Here is a 22193-nt window from a genome sequence, read left to right on the forward strand (position 1 = left end):
TCCTTACATAAAACTTTGAGGTTCATTATCAATACTGACACGGAGATCTTGGTTGCCTCTTTCTTGTGTAAATTCTAAGATTTGATTCAAGACCTGTGTCATTCCTTCTTCGAAACGATACTTCACAATAATTTGATAATGATACAAATTATGTGTACGTGCAATTGGTTTAGGTGTTGGTCCTAAGATTTGGACCTGATCAGATAAGCCAGATCGGAGAATTTCCATGACTTGATGTGACTTCTCCATCACAATTTCCTCACTCTTATGTGATAGGGTTAACCCAACTGTGAAGTAATAAGGCGTATAGCCCAGCTGCCGGCGAATCTGCATTTCATAGGCAAAAAAGCCTTCATAATCTTGGTCTTTTGCAAATCGAATCGCATAATGATTGGGGTTATAGCTCTGAATAATGACTTCTCCCTCTTTCTCCGCTCGCCCAGCCCTTCCAGCCACTTGGGTCAGTAGTTGAAAGGTTCTCTCTGAAGATCGATAATCTGGTAAATTCAGAGAAGTATCCGCATTTAGAACTCCTACAAGGGTAACATTGGGAAAATCCAGGCCCTTGGCAATCATTTGCGTTCCCAACAAAATATCTGCTTCTCCATTTCCAAATGCTTCCAATATGGAGGCATGACTCCCTTTTTTTCGGGTGGTGTCGACATCCATACGTAATATTTTAGCCTCAGGAAAAATCTCTTGCAACTCATCAAAAGCTTTTTGTGTACCTGTCCCATAATAACGAATGGAAGGACTTTGGCAATTTGGACAGTGCCGAGGAATTGACTTGCTATAGCCACAGTAATGACAGTTCATGGTTTTGGTATCCATGTGAAGAGTCAGAGAAATATCACAATTAGGACAAGTATCCACTGTCCCACACTCTCGACACATGACAAAGCTGGAATAGCCTCGACGGTTCAACATCAAGACCACTTGCTCTTTTTTTTGCAAGCGATCAGAAATAGCTTCCACTAAGACAGGAGTGAAGTTACCAGCTTCATTTTGACCAATATAATCACGGAAATCAACAACTTTAACTTCTGGAATTTTGGCTGCCGGATTGGCCCTCTGGGTTAGACGAAGTAATTCATAAACCCCTTTTGTGGCACGAGCCCGCGATTCCAAACTTGGGGTGGCCGATCCAAGAAGTAAGACCGCTTGATTGTACTCAGCTCTTAGAACTGCGACTTCCCTTGCGTGATAGCGTGGATTACTATCTTGTTTATAGGAAGCTTCATGCTCCTCATCAATGATGATGGCTCCTATGTTTTTTAAAGGGGCAAAGATTGCCGAGCGTGCTCCCACCACAACCTTGGCCTCCCCGCGCTCTACCTTTCGCCATTGGTCGTACTTTTCACCATTTGATAAGCCCGAGTGCAAAATCGCCACTTCTTGACCAAAACGCGAGATAAAACGATCCGTCATCTGAGGGGTGAGAGAAATCTCAGGAACCAACATTATAGCTGTCTTACCCTTATTTAGAACTTCCTGAATAATCTGTAGATAGACCTCTGTTTTCCCGCTTCCGGTCACTCCCTCTAATAAAAAGGGCTTCGATTTTTTCCCAATTTTAGAAACGACTGTCTCTACAGCCTTCGATTGCTCTGGATTTAAGACTAAGGCTTGGGTTTGTTCTTTTCCTTCATAGTAAGCAGCTGCCCGATTGACTTCTCGTTCTGTAATATCTAAAACGCCCTGATCAATAAAATAAGCCACCACTTCCCGTGTAAAGTCTTGATACAATCCTGCTAAAGGATACTCATCTTTCTCTAATAGTAAGCATTCTTTCAATGCGAGCCTTTTTTTAGCTCTCGCAGTCGGTTGAACTTCTCTTAATCGTTCCTGGTTAACTCTATACCATTTTTCTGTTTTGATCTGTTTCTTATCTTTTGCCTGGTATTCCAGTACCAAATCTCCTTTTCTAACCAACCGCATCACTTGGGCTTGGTCAGCTGCATCGAGAGAAGAGAAAGCGACTTCTGTTCTCCCACCAAAAAGTTTCGCTTTGAAAGTTGGATCCAAAGACGGTTGAGGATACAAAATCTTATCATAACTCGAATTGAGAAGAGAAGGAAGCATGGTTTTTAAAATGGTGATCTTATAGGAAAAAACACTTTTTCGTAATTGATCTGCCAACCAGAACTGCTCCTGGTTTAAGACAGGTGTGTAGTCCAAGACCTCCACAATCGCCTTCAATTCTTCACTTGTGTCTGTCTCTTCTGAAACTCCGACCACAATTCCTTGAATGAGCCGATTCCCTTTACCAAAGGGGACATGAACCCGCATACCCGCCTCTAGCATATCCTCAAATTCTGATGGAATCTGATAAGAGTAGGGTTTATCTGTCTGCATCAATGGGACATCTACGATGACTTTTGCTATCACTTTCTCACCTCCAGCCTCTTTCCTATGTGCCTTACTTTATCACGGCACCCTTTAAATAGCAAAAAATAAGATTGAGAAGCTCCCAACCTTAAATTTTTTCACCATCTTCTTTTTCTTTGGCAATTTGTTCCTTAATTTTACGCTCTTCTTCTTCTTTGCGAATTCGCTCTGCTTCAATGCGTCGACGAAGCGCTTCGCGTTTTGCTTCTGGATCCGGATGAACAACCACGTTACCAGACTCGATTTCTTCGAGCGCTTGTAATGTTGACTTGACTGATTGGAACTCTTGGGTTGGAACCGCACCACTTTCCAATTCATGGGCGCGTTTGGCCTCAAGAATAACCAATGAATATTTGGATGGTACTTTGTCAAGCAACGTATCAATAGAAGGTTTTAACATCATATTTCTATACCTAATTTCTAATTTTTTATCTCTTCACAATAGTTTGTGTTTTGGGCAACATATCCAGATAATGACCAATGACACGGTCCACACGGAAATGCTCTGCTTCGATTACACGTTTAACTCGCTCAGCCGCAAGAGGAACTTCGTCATTGACAATAGCGTAATCATATTCACGCATCATGGCAATCTCTTCTTTTGCTTTCTCGATCCGTTGCGCAATGACTTCTGCACTATCCGTACCACGTCCCACCAATCGATCTTGCAATTCATCTAAATCAGGAGGTGTTAAGAAGATAAAAACTGCATCCGGTACTTTCTTCTTTACTTGGAGAGCCCCTTGAACTTCAATCTCAAGGAATACATCGATTCCCTTATCCAGAGTTTCATTGACATAGGTGAGCGGAGTCCCATAGTAATTCCCAACGTACTCGGCATACTCAAGCATTTGCCCTTGACGGATCAAATCTTCGAATTCTTCACGTGTACGGAAAAAATAGTCAACACCATCCACTTCACCTGGACGTTGCGCACGCGTTGTCATCGATACAGAGTATTGAAACTGATTATCCGAGTTTTCAAAAATCTCTCTTCTGACCGTCCCTTTTCCTACGCCTGATGGGCCAGAAAATACGATTAATAAACCACGATCCGCCATGATATCTCCTTCAATGTCTTTCTATCTAGTGTAACAAAAAATGGGCTAATTTTCAACTGATTTTTCCTTCAAAAAAAGCTCGAGATGCTAGATCTCAAGCTTTTCTTTTATTTTGCGTAATCAACTGCACGCAACTCTCGAATAACCGTAACTTTAATATTTCCAGGATATTCAAGATTGGATTCGATCTTCTCACGAATGTCATGAGCCAAGATGGTGACTTTATCATCCTTGATTGCCTCAGGGCTAACCATAATACGGATTTCACGACCTGCTTGAAGGGCGAAACTTGTCTTAACTCCTTCAAAACTATTTGCAATTTCTTCTAGATCTTGCAAACGTTTAATGTAGCTTTCAAGTGACTCACTTCGTGCACCTGGGCGAGCTGCACTCAAGGCATCCGCTGCGGCGACAATGACTGCGATGACACTTTCTGGTTCCACATCACCATGGTGACTGGCAATCGTATTGACAACCACCGGATGTTCCTTGTACTTACGTGCCAATTCTGTCCCAATTTCAACGTGACTTCCTTCCACCTCACGGTCAATCGCTTTCCCGATATCGTGCAAGAAACCAGCCCGTCGTGCCAAAGTAGCATTTTCGCCCAACTCGCTTGCAATAATACCAGAAAGTTTAGCAACTTCAATGGAGTGACGCAAGACGTTTTGACCATAAGACGTACGGAATTGCAAGCGTCCCATGATTTTCATCAAATCTGGATGGAGGTTTGGCGCACCAATTTCATAGGCAGCCGCCTCACCGTATTCTCGAATACGGTTATCAATTTCCTGGCGATTCTTCTCAACCAGCTCTTCAATGCGGGCTGGATGGATGCGACCATCTTTTAGGAGGCTCTCCATTGTCATGCGGGCGATTTCACGACGAATCGGATCAAACCCTGACAAGGTAACTACTTCAGGCGTATCATCAATAATCACATCGACACCTGTCAAGCTCTCAAAGGTACGAATATTGCGCCCTTCACGACCGATGATGCGCCCTTTCATACTATCATCTGGCAAATGAACCGTTGAGTTTGTTTGCTCAGCAACAAAATCACCAGCCATTCGCTGCATGGCTTGCACGAGAATGTCTTTTGCAATTTTATCAGAACGTTCTTTCACTTCCAATTCTGCTTCACGAATCCGCGATGCAATTTCTTTTGAAAGTTGCTCTTCCGTCTGATTCAAAATAATGTCACGCGCTTCTCCTTGACTTAGAGCAGCGACACGTTCCAGTTCTTCTACCTTCTTGTGTTCAAGCTCTTCCAGCTGTTGTTCACGCGTATCAATGTGTTTAGTTCTATCTGTAAGACTTTGCTCTTTTTGTTCAAGAGACTGTTCTTTGCTCGTTAAAATGTCATCTTTTCGATCAAGATTGCTAGCACGTTCTGCCAAACGGCTTTCTAGTTGCTTCAATTCTTGTCGTTCTGACTTAAACTCAGCATCGACTTCTTCACGATATTTTCTGGCTTCTTCCTTTGCCTCCAAAAGTGCTTCTTTTTTAAGTGAACTTGACTCATGCTTAGCTTCTTTTAATATTAACTCAGCTTCGCGTTCTGCTTGTCCACGTAAATTCGTTGCTTCTTGTTCAGCATTTAAAAGGGTGAGTTCCGCAGCTTCTCTTGAAGCTTTCATCTTTAGAGCAGTTCCCACATATCCAATGACTAAACCAATGACCGCGGCAAAAACACCTGTAATTACAAAATTCATGCTTTTACCCCAAATCTATTTAATTAGTTGAATTAAAAATTCCTTTACATTTTATCATAAATTACTCAAATTAACAATCTAAAAAAACAGGAAAAACCTAATATATTTTTGCCAACTCCTTCCTCGTTTGGCCCTCTCTTTCTTACAGAACTACTTCCAAATATTCATCTATGTCCACTTTTGTTGATTCTGCTTTTTTATGCTATAATCAAGAAAAACAAAGAAGGATTGAAGTATGACAAAAGAAGTAATTGTTGAAAGTTTTGAATTGGACCACACAGCTGTGAAGGCCCCCTATGTGCGCTTGATTGGAGAGGAAACAGGCCCTAAAGGGGACGTCATCTCCAACTTTGATATTCGCTTGGTGCAGCCAAATGAAAATGCCATCCCAACTGGAGGACTCCACACCATCGAGCACCTTCTTGCTATGCTTATTCGCAAACGCATTGACGGGATGATCGATTGTTCACCATTTGGATGTCGTACCGGATTTCATATGATCATGTGGGGCCAGCATTCAAGTACGGAAATTGCTAAAGTCATTAAAGAATCTTTGGAAGAAATTGCAGTCGTCAGCACTTGGGAAGATGTTCCAGGTACAACTATTGAATCTTGTGGAAATTACAAGGATCACAGTCTCTTCTCAGCCAAAGAATGGTGTCGCTTGATTCTAGACCAAGGAATTTCAGATGACCCGTTTGAACGTCATCTTGTTTAATACTAAAAGGATGAACCGATTGGTTCATCCTTTATTTTTTATAAACTTCTTCAGAAAACAACTCTGTCATTAATAATCCAAAGCGTCTGAATGTCCTTTCCCGTTCCCAACGAAATAACCTGTCTTGGCATTAATACTAAAGAGATAAGTTCCGTCTGGTTTGAAGAGGTTGTAATAACCGTTTCCATTTATGATATTTACACGCTCTAGGATGTATTGATTTCCCGTAATGTGTCCACGTTGACGGGCAATGTTCAATACTTTTTCAAGAATACCATCACCAAATACCCAAGCCGGGTTATTCACATCATTGATAGCAGCTTGGTTGTATGGCACACGGCTCAGATTTCGCTGTAGTGGGACCCCATCACTAGATAGACCATATCCTGAATAGCCTGGACTTGCAACTCCTGCAACACCTGTAGCAGAGCCTGCTGCTGGGGTAGTCGGAGCAGTTGGAGCTACTGGTTGAGCAGGGGCTACAACTGTGTTAGTGGTATCTGTACCACCAGTTCCTGTCACAGGTGCCGGCGTCGCAACTTGTTGGGAACGCCCTTGGGCAACCGCATCATTCAGCAAGCTATCCAGTTTCTCATTGCCAGTCTTTGTTTCAGCAAAAGTAGCATCACTTTTTGCTTTGGCAGTTGCATCAAGAACCCCATCTTTAATCACTGGTGAACTAAATTGTGAATTGACCTTTTGAATGGCAGAAACTTGCTTCACTAGGTCTTCATATTTCGTTTTAGAGGCTTCGTAATCGCTACTTCCTTCTAGTTTGTCCAACAATTTCTTGAGATTTTCCAAGTCTCCAAATTTATCATTTTTCAGAGCACTTTTTGATTCGTCTACGAAAAAGGCATCGTAGGCTTTGGTGAACTCTTCTAATTTTTGGGCTTGTGTTTGCGTCTCACTGCTACTTGATTTTGAACTTGAGGAGGATTTACTAGAAGAAGATGATACGACCGTTGTACCACCAGATGTTCCACGACTATGCATCCAGTTATAGGTCACAAAAACAGCCGATCCTACAATCGCAAGACCTAAGGCAGAATAGAGAACTGTTTTGATTCGTTTACCAGCATTGGATGGAGTTTCCTCAGGAAGGTCCTCCGATTCTACGATCGATTCGGTTGGGGTTGGACCAAATTTAATCTTAGCTGGTAATTCCGTTGAGATGGCATCCTTTCCAGTATTCTGCTCCAAGACCGTTTCCTTTACTTCCGGAGCTTCTACTGATTCTACAGATGCTCCAGCAGTCGCCAATTCTTCTGCCTTAGCCAACTCTTCCTTAGCTAAGATCTTTGTATCGTATTTTTCCGCTTCAATTTCTGCTCGGTGTTGCTTGATGTATTTGTCTAAGACATTGTCACCTTCAGTTACACCTGCCTCAATCTCCTCGGCTTTTCGATTGGCCTGTCCGATCGTCATCTCCTTGGCATCTTCAAAATCCAAAATGGATTCCGTTTCTTGCTCCAATGGTTTCTTGTCTTTCTCTGTCATAAAAATCCTTTCTATTTAGTAATCTGCCGTTTTACACGTTCCCCAAAATATTGATAGAGATCAACTTTTAGGGTCCCATTATAAAGTTTTCGTTTTTTATCTGCTTTACTGCCGTACTTAGATTCAAAACCTTCATCACTGGTTAGAATAAACTTGCTCCAGGTTTTGAGAGGAGCAAACACTTGACCCATTTCCGCATACAACTTAGTCACACCTTCATCATCTGATAAGCGCTCCCCATATGGAGGGTTGGAAATAATGACCCCATTGATCTTATCCGAACGAAGATCTTGAACCCGCATTTGTTTAAAGGTGATATCCTTGCTAACGCCCGCTTTTTGAGCATTTTCTTTGGCAATTTCAACCATCCGAGCATCGATATCTGTTCCCATGATATCCAAAACTAGGTCTCTATTGATTTTTTTACTAGCTTCTGTACGAACTTCTTGAATCAGACGATCGTCGACCCAATTCCATTCTTCAAAAGAGAAGGATCGCCTTAAACCAGGCGCCATGTTGCGTGCCATCATCGCGGCCTCAATACAAAATGTACCAGAACCACATGTTGGATCAATCAAAGGTTTATCAGGATACCAGTTGGACAACTGAAGGATTGCTGCAGCCATATTTTCCTTGATGGGTGCTCCACCTTTTTCGGTCCGATAGCCACGCTTGAAAAGGCTACTGCCAGTAGTATCGATTAACACGGTAGCTTGATCTTTGAGAATCGCTACTTCAATCTTAAACTCTGCCCCATTTTCCATCAAGGGAACTCCTTCTGGTCGAGCATAGTGTTTTTGTAACTTTTTAACAACTGCTTTTTTCGAAATTGCCTGAACGCTGGGTTCATTATGCAACTTTGATTTAACACATTTAGCCTTTGAAATAGGGAAGCGAGCACCTAAAGGCAAATAATTTTCCCAATCCAAAGCAAAGACACCTTGAAAAAGCTCTTCAAAGGTTTTGGCAGGAAAACTTCCAACGACTATTTTTACTCTATCAGCTGCACGGAGCCAAAGATTGGTTTCGATGATCGCACGAACATCTCCCTGAAAACGAACTCGTCCATTTTCAACCTGGCAATCAAAACCAAGATTTCGAAGTTCTCGACCAACAACTGCCTCTAGGCCAGCAGCAGCCGTTGCAATCAATTCAAATTGTTTTTTCATCTTATTCCTATCATTTTAAAAAAGGAGGTTGAGATCTCTCTCCACCTCACCAACCTATATGCAATTTTCTATAAGCCATGTTTTGTTCCAGAAATGACTAGGTACCATTTCCTTCGATAATCATCTGTCTACTGTTTCCAGTCAGAATACTATGTTCGTTTCCACGTATTCCATGCCCCGACCAAAGTTTGGGTTGCTAGCTTGAGGGGTTTACCGCGTTCCACTTTTTAGGTTTCCCTAAAAACTACGTCACTGTGGCACTTTCAGAGTTACTAGAGCCTATCCGAAGACTTAGCTCCTTCACTCGCCGTAACTTGACTTTCAAGTCCCTAGGCTTATGGATTCACCTAGCACAAACACTACAGGCATCACAGCCTGTGCTAGCATGGACTTTCCTCATGAGAGTATCCTCTCACGCGATTATCCAAAAATTGCACGATCGTTAAAATTAGTAGTCTCGATCTACGATTTGTTTCCCAAACACTTCTTTTTCCAAACGATTGAGTCGTTTGAGAATGTCAAAGTTCGTCGCTGTTGTCACTTGTGGGAATTCTTGCGTAGCGGTACTAACAATCGAAGATGCTTGCGGAGTTTCCTGTGCTTTTTTAGCGAGTTCTTCACGGAGGCGGGCGTTTTCTTCACGCAACTCCTTTACCAAAGCAGCATAGGTTTCATAGTCTTTTATAACATCATCTAAAAATTCGTTTACCTCAACCTTACTAAATCCACGAACTTCTTTTTTAAAATCTTGATCAAAAATATCTTTCGCAGTAAATATAATACTCGCCATTACTCTCTCCAATCTAGTTCATCATCTCAATTATATAAAAAAATGGTTAGAAAAAGCAAGGTATAACACTTAGTTTTCGTAAAAATTTTCGGCAAGATCATTTAAGTCATCAAAACTTAATTTTTTGACATAAAAGGACTCTTTTTCTAGCATCATTCTGTAAAGATGTTTTAAATTGGTTTCGTTTTCTGGATCGTAAAAAATATAAGCCCCATCTACATTTTCTAACAAGAACTGATTGTATTCCCTTAATTGACTGGGATTGGTATAGTGAGGATAGGCATATTTTACAAAATCCACCTGTTTGAAGCGCGCCAACATTTCCTGATTGGCTTCATTCCAATTTTCGCCGACGTTCTCAAATAAAAAGATCGTCGCCATTTGAAAATCGTAATCCTTTTTTAACTCAAAGGCAACTTCTAATACCCAAGCCTCAAATCCCAAATTTCCTAAAAAAACTAGCCAGTTGACACCTTCTTCAAATAAACGCCGAAGATCTCTTTCAATAGCTTTTTTAATAATCGTTAAACGGGGATCTTTGTTGGAAAAGACTCCCAGATCAAAGCTCTTATAGCCTGCAACAAGTATGGTATTCATTTTTTCCTCATTATTCTAATTTATGATATAATAGAGTGATGTAATTGTACCAATAAGGAGAACTATGGTCAACTATCCACATAAAGTAGCTAAAAAAACCTTGGTCTCTACTCAAAGAAAAGGTCCAGTCGATTTTGCGAATCGAGGGATGTCATTTGAAAAAATGATCAACGAAAGTAATCAATACTATCTTTCACGAGGGCTAGCGGTCATTCATAAGAAACCGACCCCCATTCAAATCGTGAAAGTAGATTATCCACATCGTAGTCGCGCAAAGATTGTTGAAGCCTATTTTAGACAAGCCTCAACTACGGACTATTCTGGAGTATACAAGGGGCGCTATATCGATTTTGAAGCGAAGGAAACGCAGCAAAAGCAGTCTATGCCGATGAAAAATTTTCATCAACATCAGATCGATCATATGGAAGCGGTTGTCCAACAAGGTGGTATCTGTTTCGTTCTCTTGCATTTTGCAAAGTTGAGTGAAACCTACTTGCTTCCTGCTCCTGCATTAATACACTATTACAACATCGATCATGGTAGTAAATCCATGCCCCTCTCCTACATTCAGGAGCACGGCTTTTTAGTGGATAAGAATCGACTTCCAAGCGTTCCTTATCTTGATATTATCGAACAGAAACTTCTAGGCGGTATTTAAATGAATAAACAAACAGTCATTCAATGGTTGAAATATGTTGCTATCGCAGCCATTTCATTTTTCTTACTTTTATTTGTCCTTGGTGGACTAATCTTTGGTTATTATGCCATGAAAGCACCAACCTTGTCTGAAAAAGATTTGGTTGCCACAACATCTAGTAAGATTTATGACAATCAAAATAACTTGATTGCAGATTTGGGTGCTGAGAAACGAATCAACGTCTCAACAGACCAAATCCCTACCGATTTGGTTAACGCTATCGTTGCGATTGAGGACCACCGATTCTTCAATCACCGTGGAGTCGATATCATTCGGATTGGTGGCTCCTTCCTTCACAACTTACGAGGAGGAAGCCAAGGGGGATCAACCTTGACGCAGCAATTGATCAAATTAACCTATTTCTCAACTTCCGCTTCCGATCGTACCCTATCACGTAAGATTCAAGAAGCTTGGTTAGCAACCCAGTTGGAAAAGAAAGCAACCAAACAAGAAATCTTGACCTATTACGTTAATAAAGTATTTATGGCGAATGGGAACTACGGAATGCAGACAGCTGCCAAAAGTTATTATGGAAAAGACCTAAAAGATCTATCGCTCCCTCAAGTAGCGCTTCTAGCAGGGATGCCGCAAGCGCCTAACCAATACGATCCTTATTCTCATCCCGAAGCGGCACTACAACGCCGAAACTTAGTCTTAAAAGAAATGCTCGATATGAAGACCATTTCCAATAAACAATACGAAGCGGCAGTGAATACACCTGTTACAGACGGTCTTCAAAGTCTCAGCTCTTCAAGCAGTTATCCAGCTTATATGGATAATTACCTAAAAGAAGTGATCGAGCAGGTCGAAGAAGAAACGGGCTACAATTTGTTGACAACCGGAATGGATGTCTATACAAACGTGGATACAGAAGCTCAAAAGAAACTATGGGATATCTACAATACAGATGAATATGTCAATTACCCGGATGATGAAATGCAAGTAGCTTCTACCGTTATTGATGTCAATACTGGTAAAGTCATTGCTCAGCTGGGTTCTCGTCACCAATCCAGCAATGTTTCCTTTGGTACAAACCAAGCGGTTGAAACGAACCGTGACTGGGGTTCAACAATGAAACCAATCACAGATTACGCACCAGCTCTTGAACATGAGGAATATACCTCTACAGCAGCTACTACAACAGATGCGCCATACAACTTCCCTCATTCATCAACGCCTGTCTACAACTGGGACCGTTCATACTATGGTAGCATGTCCATTACCTACGCAATTCAACAATCTCGTAACGTGCCTGCGGTGAAGGCCCTGGAAAAAGTTGGTCTTAAACAAGCTAAGAAATTCCTCAATGGATTAGGGATCGATTACCCAGAAATGGTTTACGCCAACGCTATCTCGAGTAACACTAGCGATTCTAGCAACAAATACGGAGCCAGCAGTGAGAAAATGGCAGCTGCCTATGCTGCTTTTGCCAATGGCGGTACCTATTACAAACCATCCTATGTTAGTCGGGTTGTCTTTAGTGATGGCACAACCAAGGAATTTGAGTCCGAAGGAACTCGTGCAATGAAAGCAACAACTGCCTACATGATGACAGATATGATGAAGACAGTTCTCTTGTCTGGTACCGGTACAAATGCTGCCATTTCGGGAATCTACCAAGCTGGTAAGACAGGTACATCAAACTATGCTGATGACGAAATCGGTAAATTGACAAAAAATGCTTATTCAAATATTGTAACACCGGATGAATTGTTTGTAGGCTACACTCCTGAATATGCCATGGCAGTATGGACAGGTTATTCCAATCGCTTTACACCAGTATTGGATAATGGAATACAGGTCGCAACGGATGTCTACCGTCAAATGATGCTCTATCTTGCTAATAATAATAACTCTGGTCATACGGATTGGACGCAACCAAGTGGACTGTATCGAAGTGGTTCTTATCTCTACTTAAACAATGGTAAGAACAACTACAATAACTACTACTATGAGCCAAGTTATTCCACTGATCAGTATTCGTATGAAGAACCATCGTCTAGCTCTTCGAACGAAGAAAATCAATCTAAACCATCTGAGCCTTCTTCGCAAGACTCTAACAATCATAACGAATAATAGAATGGAGAAGTCGGGCTTTTGCCCGGCTTTTTTTAAAACAATGGTTAAAAAACCAGAACGAATAAAATCTGATTTATTTAGTTAGACTTCCCAGCTTTTTTATTTTTGAGTATATAAAAAAAAGAGCCTTTCGGCTCTTATTAGAATGTAGACAAACTATTTTAAAGCAAAATAAGTTAAGTGATTCTGCAAAAAACAAAATTGAGTTCCAATATTTAAATCGATTTAAGAAAATACTGAAACTTTCCGCTGTGAGAAAAGTGCTTGAAACGTTATTGTTTCAGGCACTCGGAATTATTGAGACCTTAGACTCAATAATTAGTCATGGAACTTTAAAGAAGTTCGCTGACGTCCTTACTCACCTAAGGAAAGTTTTTAAGATATTTTGTCTTCAATCTGAAAAGAGCCTTTCGGCTCTTTTCTATATCATTATTTTGCTAAAGCTCCCATTGGATCCCACGGTGCTAGGACAATTGGTTCTGCTTCATAGGCTGCTAATTCGTCTGCTGTTAGGAATTCTTTACGAACCACGATTTGATAGGTATATTCATCCATCCAAGCATCAGAAGCCACAAAGTAACCATCTGTACCGACCTTGTCTCCCCATGAATTTTCAACCTTCCATTTACGAGGCTGACCTGCTTCGTCTAAATCAACCCCTGTCAAGACCATAGCGTGTGTCATGAGACTTTCTGCATAGTCCAAGCGACCCGCCTTGTCTTGTGTCAAATGAATGTCCATGCCTGCTTCAAAATCGTAGACATCTGTTGCCAGGATTCCGGCTTTACGGTTGCTGACTTGGCCTACATCTGAACCAAACCAGACAGTTTCTCCTGCTTTCATTTGAGCAATAGCTAATTCTTTCAATCGATCCATTGGAACATTTAGGTAGCGGACTGGACGGCTACCAACCACATTGCCCAGCATATCTACGGTGTAAGATTTTCCATATGGCTTATCTGTAGTTGGGGCATTGATAATGGAGACGTAATCGTCTAATTGAAGGTCTACATATTTTTTGTAGAAGCTTTGTGGAGTTAAGCCACTTTCGGTATGGAATTGGTTGTCCTTATCACGGTATGAAAAGTCAAATTCACGCGGAGGCAATCCTAAAGACATAGCCAAGAAGTTAAAGATTTCTTGCAACAACGCTTGTTTCTTGCTCGCAACTGCCTCACTATCTGCGCCTGAGTGAATCAAGTCACGCAAGATTTGCGCATCTTGACGCAAGAGTTTATTGAGGTAGGTGTTCAATTCCCGGCTATTACTTGAAGAAATCGATTCCGGATAAACTGATTTTGGAACCACTCCGTATTTCTCAAAGAGGGATACCACCATATCCCATTGACCACCATCTTGTTGTGGGGTTTGTAGGAGAAAAGCCACCTTACGGCTGGTCAATTCTTGATCTGCTGTAGCAATCACTTGCTCCAAAAACCAGTTTGATTTTTCATACTTATCCCAAAAGAAAGTATGTGCTTGAGACAATTCAAAATCCTCCAATTGGAAGCTTGAAATCATCTTGTGACGGAAGGTATTTAAAGCCGCAAACATCCAACAACGTCCAGATGCTTTTTGGTTTGTCACCTTATCCTTGGTCAAATCAAGTGAAAAAACTGGTGTATTTTCTACTGCACTCTTGCGCGTTTCAAGCGATGCATGGATCCCATTGTGGGTAACAGCATTTTCAAGAGCCGCATATTTCACATTTGCTTCATAATTAGCATAGAGCTGGTCTGTAAATTCTTTCGTTAATTCTGACATAGCAATCTCCTTTTTTCATTATTTACTATTATAATCCTTTGAGCAGAATCTTCAAGTAAAAATCACCCTATAGAGAGGGATTCTGTATAGAATAGATGATTTTATCCCCACAATATCCTTTGCGTTGAATGGCATGAGGGATGGTTTCTACATACTGCATTCCTGCCTTTTCCATGACTTTCCCTGAAGCAGGATTTAAACTGACATAAGTGGCTTTGATTTCTTTAAATCCGACTTTGTTCAATAAGAAATCCAAAACAGCTATGACGGCTTCTGTCATGAATCCCCGCCCCCAGAATTTCTTGCCAAGGATATAACCTAGCTCGCATGATTGACTTTCCTGGTCTTGAGAAACCACACTAATATCTCCAATTACCTGATCCAGTGATGTTTTCAAACAAAGCGCCCATTTATAAGTATCTGGTTTACGATACTGTTCGATCCATCTTTTGATCGATTCTCTGGTTCTCTCAGTAGATGCATGGGCATCCCAAGTGACATATTTCAGGGTTTCAGGATCCGAAGCCCAATTTTCAAACATCGCTGGTGCATCTTCCAAAACGAAAGGCCTCAAGTATAAATGCTCTGTCTCTATGACAAGACTTCCAAGATGATTCATAGATTGTCTCCCTTCATTTTTTCATGCAACTTGAACGTTGCAAGTTGGTTACTTTAATCTAGAAGAAAAGGACGGATGAAATCGCCCTTCTTTTTGATGCTTTTCACAATATTGTATGGTGAGACTACGAAATCGAACTCTGCGAGTTACCGATTTCTGTCTCGTTTTCCTATTTTAAGACTCGGGCTAAAAAGGTCCAGTGGACCTTTTTACTCCCAGAAATGATCAAATACTGTGATTGGCAGGTGGCGTTTGTGTTGGCCTTTGTACCACCATTTTTCAATAGTGGCTTGAGCTTCTGGGCTCACTTGTTTGCCTTCTAGGTAATCATCGATTTCATTATAGGTGACACCCAGCGCTACTTCGTCTGCTATTCCTGGTTTTTCTTCTTCCAAATCTGCAGTTGGGATTTTCTCATAGAGAGCAGGATCAGCTCCCAAGGCTTTAAGCAATTGTTTTCCTTGGCGCTTGTTCAAACGGAAAAGGGGTAAAATATCTGCACCACCATCTCCAAATTTTGTGAAGAAACCTGTAATATTTTCCGCTGCATGGTCCGTCCCAATAACGGCTCCACTCCGCGCACCTGCTAAAGCATACTGAGCAATCATGCGACTGCGAGCCTTGATATTGCCCTTGTTGAAGTCGGAGATATCCGTTCCTGTTGCTTCGACAGCGCGTTCCATGGCATCAACTGATTCCTTGATGTTAACGACTAGGCTGACATCTGGCTGGATAAAGGTCAAAGCTTTTTGAGCATCTTCTTCATCTGTCTGTACCCCATAAGGAAGGCGAACAGCAATAAATTGATAGGAGGCATCTCCTGTCTCTGAGCGCATTTCTTCCATGGCTAATTGAGCTAATCGCCCAGCAAGAGTCGAATCTTGTCCTCCTGAGATCCCTAATACAAATGTTTTCAAGAAGGGATGTTTTTTTAGATATCTTTTTAAGAAATCAACCGAGCGGCGAATCTCTTCCTGAGGATCAATGCTAGGCTTGACACCCAATTGTTGGATAATCTCTTCTTGCAAACTCATTTTGCTTCTCCTTCTCCATTGGCCTTGTTACGCATTTCCTCGATTAGATCCATCTTATCCTGCCAAATATCTTTTGCCAAGTCAACTGGGTAATGCTGTGGATTAAGGACACGCTTGTATTCATCCCACAATTGATCGTAATTTTTACGAGCATATTCTTGAATTTCTGATAATGGTGGTAGTTGATAAACCAATTGCCCCTCTTTAAAAATATCCACTAAAAGAGGAATAGCCTCAAAGTTTCGGACCGTTTTATTGATGTAGGTATAAGTCGGATGGAACATTTTAAGTTCTGTCAGTTGAGAAACATCTACTCCATCATAAGTAATGTAGTCCCCTTCTGACTTACCTTTTTCACGACTCGTAATCCGCCAGACTTGCTTTTTACCTGGAGTAGAAACTTTCTCTGCATTATTAGAAAGCTTGATGGTATTGATCATCTCTCCTGCTTCGTTTTCAACAGAAACAATTTTGTATACCGCCCCAAGTGCTGGTTGATCGTAAGCCGTAATTAGTTTGGTTCCCACACCCCATACATCAATTTTTGCTTTTTGCATTTTTAAGTTGAGGATGGTATTTTCATCCAAGTCGTTAGAAGCGTAGATTTTAGCATTTGTAAACCCAGCCTCATCTAATTGCTGGCGAACCTTTTTAGAAATATAAGCAATATCTCCTGAGTCAATCCGGACGCCTAGGAAATTGATCTTATCTCCCATTTCACGCGCTACCTGAATAGCTGCTGGTACCCCAATACGAAGCGTATCATAGGTATCGACGAGGAAGACACAATCTTTATGGGTTTCCGCATAAGCTTTAAAGGCTTGATAGTCATTCCCATATACTTGTACAAGAGAATGGGCATGGGTTCCTAAAACTGGGATTCCAAAGAGTTTTCCTGCACGAACATTACTAGTTCCATTGGCCCCTCCGATGACTGCTGCACGAGTTCCCCAAATGGCCGCATCCATTTCTTGCGCACGACGTGTTCCAAATTCCATCAAAGGCTCATCTTCAATGACCGAACGAATACGAGCAGCTTTTGTGGCTATCAAGGTTTGAAAGTTGACGATATTCAAGAGAGCTGTTTCAACTAATTGACACTGAGCCAAAGGACCTTCTACCTGAACAATTGGTTCATTCGCAAAGACTAAATCTCCTTCTTGAGCAGAACGTACCGTCAATTCTAACTTGAGATCACGAAGATATTCCAAGAAGGCCCCATGATAACCAAGTGACTCTAAATAGGCAATATCGCTCTCAGAAAAACTCAAGTTTTCCAAGTATTTCACAATTCTCTCTAAGCCGGCAAATACAGCGTAACCGTTTTTAAAAGGCTGTTGACGAAAATACACTTCAAATACGGCATGTTTATTGTGGATACCTTGATCAAAATAGACTTGCATCATGTTGATTTGGTATAAATCAGTATGCAAAGTTAAACTGTCATCTGGATACATATGTATACCTCTTTTTTATTGATTTGTTCTATGAATTCCTACCATAAAATTAGTACCATTATAGCACATTTCAGCTCTATTGAATACTGAAAGGAAAGCATGAAAAAAATCTGAGACAGGAAGCTCAGATTTTTTGGATTAAAAGTTTTCTGTGATATATTTATAAACTTCTTGGCCAGCAATCGCACCGTCTCCGACGGCTGTCGTCACTTGACGCAAATCTTTTTGACGAACATCGCCAACCGCAAAAATACCTGGGACTGTGGTTCTCATATGATCATCCGTGACCACCCAGCCATTTTCATCTAAAATACCAAGTTCTGTCGCAAAATCACTGACAGGATCTAAACCGACATAGATAAAGACACCACCGAAGGCTTGCTCTCTAACCTCTCCTGTCTTCACATCTTTTAAAAGGACAGACGTTACTTTTTGTTCACCCTTAATTTCTTCAACAACCGTATTCCAAGCAAAGTGAATTTTATCATTGGCAAAGGCACGATCTTGAAGAACTTTTTGAGCACGCAATTGATCACGACGATGAGCAATGGTCACTGTTTTTGCAAACTGAGTCAAAAAGACAGCTTCTTCTACCGCAGAATCACCACCACCAACGACCAAGAGATCCTCATCTCTAAAGAAAGCTCCATCACAAACAGCACAGTAGGAAACCCCTCTACTATTTAGCTCCTCTTCACCAGGGACATTCAATGAACGGTGGTTAGACCCTGTTGCAATCACCACGGTTTTAGCTTCAAATTCCCCATCATCTGTGACAATCTTTTTGGTTGCTCCGTGGTCTTCGATGCGCTCTACCTGTCCAAACAAATGTTCCACACCAAGATTTTCTAAAGGCTCAAACATTTTTTCAGCCAAGTCTGGGCCACTAATATTCGCATAGCCAGGATAGTTTTCAATGTCAGACGTATTGTTCATTTGACCGCCTGGAATTCCTCTCTCAATCAATGCGACCTTTAAATTGCTTCGTGCTGCATAAAGGGCAGCAGTCATCCCTGCAGGACCCGCTCCAATAATCACTGTATCAAACATACTCAACCTCTTTCTGTTTTGTTGTAACCATTATAATTCTAACACGGTCTTTTTGCAATTATCGTGCTTGAAAGATAAACAAAATCCCTATGACCGCAAAGGTTAAAATAGGAATCGTCATGATATCAATTAAGAGGATATCATACAAATGGGCTTGTCGTTGCTTGGCTGTTTTATCTTTCTTCTTAAGGGCACGGTAGCCAATCCAAATACAAGAAGCGATCCCAACTAAAATCGTTGTCGTCACTAAACTTTGTAAATATAAGGACAATAATTTATTTAACATCACGACTCCAAATATTTTTACATTTTCAGAAAACAAACCCAGCTAGCATCGCCAGCTGAGTCTTACCTCTCCTCTATTATATCAAACATAGGTCCGTTTGTAACTAGCAAAGAATTCTTTTGTCCGTTCTTCTTTTGGATGTTGCATGATTTCCTCTGGTGTTCCAGATTCAATAATCCGTCCTTTATCCAAAAATAAGACCTTATCTGCTACTTGCGCTACAAAAGACATATCATGGCTGACCAGTACCATGGTTTGTCCTGATTTTGCTGCATTGGCAATGGATTTTTCAACTTCTCCAACCAATTCTGGATCCAAGGCTGAAGTCGGTTCATCCAACAAAAGAACTTCTGGTTTCATAGCCAAGGCACGGGCCAAAGCCACCCGTTGTTTTTGTCCACCTGAGAGGTGACGAGGATAGTGATTTTCACGATCCGATAAACCGACTTTTGCCAGTTCTTCTCGAGCAATTTTCGTTGCTTCTTGATCGGATAAGCCCTTCACAACAATGAGCCCTTCTTTCACATTTTCAAGGGCTGTTTTTCTACCAAACAAATTAAACTGTTGGAACACCATGGCCAATTTTCTTCTTAAGGTTAAGATTTGATCTTGGCTAATGTGTTCAAAATCAACTTCGAAATCATCAATCTTAATTCTACCGCTATCTGGTGCTTCCAAATAGTTTAAACTGCGTAAGAAGGTTGATTTACCAGCTCCCGAAGACCCGATTAGTGCCACGACTTCCCCTTTTTGAATTTCCAAACTTAGATTATTTAAAACCTTTTGACCTGAAAATGTCTTTGATAATTCTGAAATATAAATCATTAGATCCGAACCTCCTGATCTGGTAAATCAATAGTTACGGGAGTCTCAATATCCAGGCGACGTTCAATGTGACGGCCTAGCATTTCAATGAGGATATTCACAATCCAGTAAACAATCGATACCGTGATAAAGCGTTCAAAGTACTTCAAATCGCTCCCCCCAATAATCCGTGCTTGGGCAAAAATTTCAACCACACTGGCACTAAAGGCTAGCGAGGTCCCCTTGGTCAAGCCAATGAGAGAATTGATTAAGGTTGGAGTTGCAACGACTGCTGCATTGGGAATAATAATTCGGCGATAAACTTGACGGTTGGTCATTCCAAGACTACGCGCTGCCTCAATTTCACCAGGATCCACTGATAAAATGGCTGCCCGGATGGTTTCACTCGCATAAGCTGCCTCATTAAAGGCAAGAGCCACAATTGCAAACAGCTCAGCTGGAATGGCATTAATATTAAAAGCTGTTCCATAAGACTGATTGATCGCTTTTAAAATAAGAGGAATCCCATAATAGGTCAACATCAACTGAACCAACAAAGGAGTCCCCCGTAAAAAACTGACAAAAACAGCTTGAATAGGGTAAAGAATTCGTACACGATTAATTTTGACCAAAGCAAAAATCATGGCAAAAATAATTCCAAAAAATGCGCCTCCTAGGGCTAATAAAATCGTTACAGGCAATTTTCCTATGACAGCCGGAAATGCATCCAATACGGCTCTCAAACTAAACAGCTTGCTATCTGGAACGTGTTTTAAAAAGTCAGCATACCAGTTGGCAGTTAAAAGATTAGTTGTAAACATTTTTGTTACTTCCTTTCTCGAACATAAACATTCTATCACATTCACTATCGGAATTCCAAAAATTGCTACAGAAATAGAAAAATGATAGACTACTCAAATTTAGTCTATCATAATTTTAGACAAGTTCCTAATAGTTTTTCTTTATGGAGTTCATAAAGAAAATCTATGTTTTCTTCTGAACATTTGAAAGAAGGGGTTAGAAAGTTTGACGTTTGGCCTTTCGTTCGGCCCGACCACGCGCACGGTTTTCAGCTCGCTTAGCTTTTCTCCGCTTTTCATCAACTGCCCATTTGATTTTTTTCTTGTAGCCTGGTTTGATTTTTTTCTTTTTCTTCTTCACCAGACCAATCATTTCGATGTCGAGTTTCTCTTGCTTTTTCTCACGATTCGCCCGTCTGTCCCGATCATAAGTATCTTCAATAACCCCATTTTTCAAGACTTTAGGTACGAAACGAATGCCCATTTTTTCTAGTTCACGGATATCTGAATCATCACTTGGTTGATAAAGAGTAATAGCGACACCTGGTAGGCCATTGCGACCTGTCCGACCAACACGGTGGACAAAGAAGGAAAGATCTTGAGGAATGGCATCGTTAATGACATGGCTCACCCCTTCGATATCAATTCCACGAGCCGCTAAATCTGTGGCCACAATATACTCAAAATCTAGATTTTTAACCTGATTCATGATCCGTTTCCGTTCACGTGGTGGGATATCTCCGTGAATCTTCGCCACTTTCAATCCCTGAGCCACTAAATAGGCATGGAGATCATCTGCTCTCGTTTTTGTATTGACGAAAATCATGGCCAAATAAGGTTGCAAGGTCTTGGTCAATTGGTAAATTTGCTCATTTTTATCTCGACCCTTGGTCGAAACCAGCCAGTTATCGATGGTATCTGAAATCACCGTCTTGGTCTTAATTTGCTCCATGACTGGATTTGAGAGATATTTTTTCAAGAAAGGCTGCAATTTTTGCGGAATGGTGGCTGAAAAAACTAAAAATTGCAGTTGTTGCGGAAGTCTTGAAGCAATCTTATCCACGGTTGACAAGAATCCCATGTCCAGTGTCATATCTGCCTCATCTACCACAAAAGTATGGGCCTTATGAATAGCCAGATCACCAGATGCAACCAGATCATAGATCCGGCCTGGAGTTCCAATCACGATATGTGGTTGTTTGACCTGCAATTTTTCAATCTGACGGTTTTTATCCGTTCCTCCAACATAATTGGCAATCCGAATTTCTTTTTCAGAATGACTAGCGATTTGACGAGCAGCTTGGTAAATTTGCGTTGCTAACTCCCGACTAGGAGCCGTAATCACCGCTTCAACTTGATCGTTGTCTTCATTTAACGTTTGAAAAATCGGCAAGAGGAAAGTATGGGTTTTTCCAGATCCTGTCTTAGATTCCCCGACCAAATCATTCCCAGCTAAGACAATCGGAATTAGTTTTTCCTGTACTTCGGTTGCTTCTCTAAAATTGATTTCTTTCAGTGCCTCTTGAATATAAGGCTTAAAATTAAACTCTGTAAATTTCATTTTCTCAGTTCCTTTCATGATCTCTATTATTATATCAGAAAAGCTGACTTCGTGCCTCTCTTATGAGTCATTTTTCCTAACCAACAAAGTCTCTCTGAGTCAGT

20 protein-coding genes and 1 other RNA gene are annotated in these 22193 nt (G+C 41.0%); 3 read left to right on the forward strand and 18 right to left on the reverse strand.

The genetic code is table 11. The features are described 5' to 3' along the window. Positions 1 to 3: 3 nt before the first annotated feature. From QM968_RS09775 to QM968_RS09790, 4 genes are all read right to left on the reverse strand, one after another. Complete coding sequence (locus QM968_RS09775) at positions 4 to 2388, reverse strand: primosomal protein N' (RefSeq protein WP_414383743.1); 2385 nt, start codon at positions 2386 to 2388, stop codon at positions 4 to 6. A gap of 88 nt (positions 2389 to 2476) precedes the next feature. After that, positions 2477 to 2791 carry a DNA-directed RNA polymerase subunit omega gene (gene rpoZ, locus QM968_RS09780; protein ID WP_003010339.1) on the reverse strand — a complete coding sequence of 105 codons (315 nt, stop codon included), beginning with the start codon at positions 2789 to 2791 and terminating at the stop codon, positions 2477 to 2479. Between the two features lie 25 nt (positions 2792 to 2816). After that, a complete protein-coding gene (gene gmk / locus QM968_RS09785) occupies positions 2817 to 3449 on the reverse strand; it encodes a guanylate kinase (RefSeq protein WP_003003905.1) in 633 nt (210 codons plus the stop codon). A 107-nt stretch (positions 3450 to 3556) separates the two neighbouring features. After that, on the reverse strand, positions 3557 to 5164 hold the full coding sequence (locus QM968_RS09790; RefSeq protein ID WP_414326873.1) for a ribonuclease Y: 1608 nt from the start codon (positions 5162 to 5164) through the stop codon (positions 3557 to 3559). Positions 5165 to 5399: 235 nt separating this feature from the next. Between QM968_RS09790 and QM968_RS09795 the strand changes: the two genes are divergently transcribed. Next, complete coding sequence (locus tag QM968_RS09795; RefSeq protein WP_414383745.1) at positions 5400 to 5882, forward strand: S-ribosylhomocysteine lyase; 483 nt, start codon at positions 5400 to 5402, stop codon at positions 5880 to 5882. A 69-nt stretch (positions 5883 to 5951) separates the two neighbouring features. On the opposite strand, the gene QM968_RS09800 is transcribed toward QM968_RS09795, so the two are convergent. The 5 genes from QM968_RS09800 to QM968_RS09820 all read right to left on the reverse strand — a co-directional run bounded on the left by QM968_RS09800 (position 5952) and on the right by QM968_RS09820 (position 9938). After that, positions 5952 to 7382 (reverse strand): cell division site-positioning protein MapZ family protein, encoded by a 1431-nt coding sequence (locus tag QM968_RS09800; protein WP_414383747.1) that lies wholly within the window; start codon positions 7380 to 7382, stop codon positions 5952 to 5954. Positions 7383 to 7393: 11 nt separating this feature from the next. Beyond that, positions 7394 to 8551, reverse strand: a complete 1158-nt coding sequence (locus QM968_RS09805) for a THUMP domain-containing class I SAM-dependent RNA methyltransferase (protein WP_414383749.1) — start codon at positions 8549 to 8551, stop codon at positions 7394 to 7396. Positions 8552 to 8617: 66 nt separating this feature from the next. Beyond that, positions 8618 to 8983, reverse strand: an RNA gene (rnpB, locus tag QM968_RS09810) — RNase P RNA component class B. Positions 8984 to 8999: 16 nt separating this feature from the next. Next, positions 9000 to 9341 carry a cell division regulator GpsB gene (gene gpsB / locus QM968_RS09815; RefSeq protein WP_414326880.1) on the reverse strand — a complete coding sequence of 114 codons (342 nt, stop codon included), beginning with the start codon at positions 9339 to 9341 and terminating at the stop codon, positions 9000 to 9002. 69 nt (positions 9342 to 9410) lie between these two features. Further along, positions 9411 to 9938: a DUF1273 domain-containing protein gene (locus tag QM968_RS09820; protein ID WP_009732329.1), complete on the reverse strand. Its 528-nt coding sequence runs from the start codon at positions 9936 to 9938 to the stop codon at positions 9411 to 9413. A 64-nt stretch (positions 9939 to 10002) separates the two neighbouring features. Between QM968_RS09820 and recU the strand changes: the two genes are divergently transcribed. Together recU and pbp1a are read left to right on the forward strand one after the other, a co-directional pair. Next, entirely contained in the window at positions 10003 to 10596 is a 594-nt protein-coding gene (gene recU, locus QM968_RS09825) for a Holliday junction resolvase RecU (protein ID WP_009732328.1), read from the forward strand. Further along, positions 10597 to 12711 (forward strand): penicillin-binding protein PBP1A, encoded by a 2115-nt coding sequence (gene pbp1a, locus QM968_RS09830; protein WP_414383752.1) that lies wholly within the window; start codon positions 10597 to 10599, stop codon positions 12709 to 12711. A 432-nt stretch (positions 12712 to 13143) separates the two neighbouring features. Here the strand turns inward: pbp1a and pepC are convergent, their stop codons facing one another. From pepC to QM968_RS09875, 9 genes are all read right to left on the reverse strand, one after another. Then, complete coding sequence (pepC, locus tag QM968_RS09835) at positions 13144 to 14478, reverse strand: aminopeptidase C (protein WP_009732326.1); 1335 nt, start codon at positions 14476 to 14478, stop codon at positions 13144 to 13146. A 67-nt stretch (positions 14479 to 14545) separates the two neighbouring features. Next, entirely contained in the window at positions 14546 to 15097 is a 552-nt protein-coding gene (locus QM968_RS09840; RefSeq protein ID WP_009732325.1) for a GNAT family N-acetyltransferase, read from the reverse strand. A 209-nt stretch (positions 15098 to 15306) separates the two neighbouring features. After that, positions 15307 to 16131: an ammonia-dependent NAD(+) synthetase gene (gene nadE / locus QM968_RS09845; protein WP_031575281.1), complete on the reverse strand. Its 825-nt coding sequence runs from the start codon at positions 16129 to 16131 to the stop codon at positions 15307 to 15309. Continuing rightward, positions 16128 to 17588: a nicotinate phosphoribosyltransferase gene (locus tag QM968_RS09850; RefSeq protein ID WP_031575278.1), complete on the reverse strand. Its 1461-nt coding sequence runs from the start codon at positions 17586 to 17588 to the stop codon at positions 16128 to 16130. Before QM968_RS09850 ends, nadE begins: the two co-directional genes overlap by 4 nt. Before the next feature lie 138 nt (positions 17589 to 17726). Beyond that, complete coding sequence (trxB, locus tag QM968_RS09855; protein ID WP_049474369.1) at positions 17727 to 18638, reverse strand: thioredoxin-disulfide reductase; 912 nt, start codon at positions 18636 to 18638, stop codon at positions 17727 to 17729. Between the two features lie 58 nt (positions 18639 to 18696). Next, positions 18697 to 18924 carry a DUF4059 family protein gene (locus QM968_RS09860; protein WP_003003995.1) on the reverse strand — a complete coding sequence of 76 codons (228 nt, stop codon included), beginning with the start codon at positions 18922 to 18924 and terminating at the stop codon, positions 18697 to 18699. A gap of 81 nt (positions 18925 to 19005) precedes the next feature. Then, positions 19006 to 19749, reverse strand: coding sequence for an amino acid ABC transporter ATP-binding protein (locus QM968_RS09865; protein WP_003014934.1), 744 nt, complete (start codon positions 19747 to 19749; stop codon positions 19006 to 19008). Continuing rightward, positions 19749 to 20549 carry an amino acid ABC transporter permease gene (locus QM968_RS09870; protein ID WP_195327263.1) on the reverse strand — a complete coding sequence of 267 codons (801 nt, stop codon included), beginning with the start codon at positions 20547 to 20549 and terminating at the stop codon, positions 19749 to 19751. The genes QM968_RS09865 and QM968_RS09870 overlap by 1 nt, the downstream gene beginning before the upstream one ends. 196 nt (positions 20550 to 20745) lie before the next feature. Next, positions 20746 to 22089 carry a DEAD/DEAH box helicase gene (locus tag QM968_RS09875; RefSeq protein ID WP_414383755.1) on the reverse strand — a complete coding sequence of 448 codons (1344 nt, stop codon included), beginning with the start codon at positions 22087 to 22089 and terminating at the stop codon, positions 20746 to 20748. Positions 22090 to 22193 lie beyond the last annotated feature (104 nt).

Origin of the sequence: Streptococcus sp. OMI870 (assembly GCF_047460295.1) — a bacterium.
Lineage (GTDB): Bacteria > Bacillota > Bacilli > Lactobacillales > Streptococcaceae > Streptococcus.

Coding starts and splice junctions, on each gene's coding strand:
- pepC (WP_009732326.1), bottom strand. CDS start 14,478: ATGTCAGAATTAACGAAAGAATTTACAGACCAGCTCTATGCTAATTAT.
- QM968_RS09870 (WP_195327263.1), bottom strand. CDS start 20,549: ATGTTTACAACTAATCTTTTAACTGCCAACTGGTATGCTGACTTTTTA.
- QM968_RS09840 (WP_009732325.1), bottom strand. CDS start 15,097: ATGAATCATCTTGGAAGTCTTGTCATAGAGACAGAGCATTTATACTTG.
- QM968_RS09820 (WP_009732329.1), bottom strand. CDS start 9,938: ATGAATACCATACTTGTTGCAGGCTATAAGAGCTTTGATCTGGGAGTC.
- gmk (WP_003003905.1), bottom strand. CDS start 3,449: ATGGCGGATCGTGGTTTATTAATCGTATTTTCTGGCCCATCAGGCGTA.
- rpoZ (WP_003010339.1), bottom strand. CDS start 2,791: ATGATGTTAAAACCTTCTATTGATACGTTGCTTGACAAAGTACCATCC.
- QM968_RS09795 (WP_414383745.1), top strand. CDS start 5,400: ATGACAAAAGAAGTAATTGTTGAAAGTTTTGAATTGGACCACACAGCT.
- QM968_RS09850 (WP_031575278.1), bottom strand. CDS start 17,588: ATGTATCCAGATGACAGTTTAACTTTGCATACTGATTTATACCAAATC.
- QM968_RS09865 (WP_003014934.1), bottom strand. CDS start 19,749: ATGATTTATATTTCAGAATTATCAAAGACATTTTCAGGTCAAAAGGTT.
- recU (WP_009732328.1), top strand. CDS start 10,003: ATGGTCAACTATCCACATAAAGTAGCTAAAAAAACCTTGGTCTCTACT.
- trxB (WP_049474369.1), bottom strand. CDS start 18,638: ATGTTTGATACAGTGATTATTGGAGCGGGTCCTGCAGGGATGACTGCT.
- QM968_RS09800 (WP_414383747.1), bottom strand. CDS start 7,382: ATGACAGAGAAAGACAAGAAACCATTGGAGCAAGAAACGGAATCCATT.
- gpsB (WP_414326880.1), bottom strand. CDS start 9,341: ATGGCGAGTATTATATTTACTGCGAAAGATATTTTTGATCAAGATTTT.
- QM968_RS09805 (WP_414383749.1), bottom strand. CDS start 8,551: ATGAAAAAACAATTTGAATTGATTGCAACGGCTGCTGCTGGCCTAGAG.
- QM968_RS09860 (WP_003003995.1), bottom strand. CDS start 18,924: ATGTTAAATAAATTATTGTCCTTATATTTACAAAGTTTAGTGACGACA.
- QM968_RS09875 (WP_414383755.1), bottom strand. CDS start 22,089: ATGAAATTTACAGAGTTTAATTTTAAGCCTTATATTCAAGAGGCACTG.
- nadE (WP_031575281.1), bottom strand. CDS start 16,131: ATGAGTTTGCAAGAAGAGATTATCCAACAATTGGGTGTCAAGCCTAGC.
- QM968_RS09790 (WP_414326873.1), bottom strand. CDS start 5,164: ATGAATTTTGTAATTACAGGTGTTTTTGCCGCGGTCATTGGTTTAGTC.
- pbp1a (WP_414383752.1), top strand. CDS start 10,597: ATGAATAAACAAACAGTCATTCAATGGTTGAAATATGTTGCTATCGCA.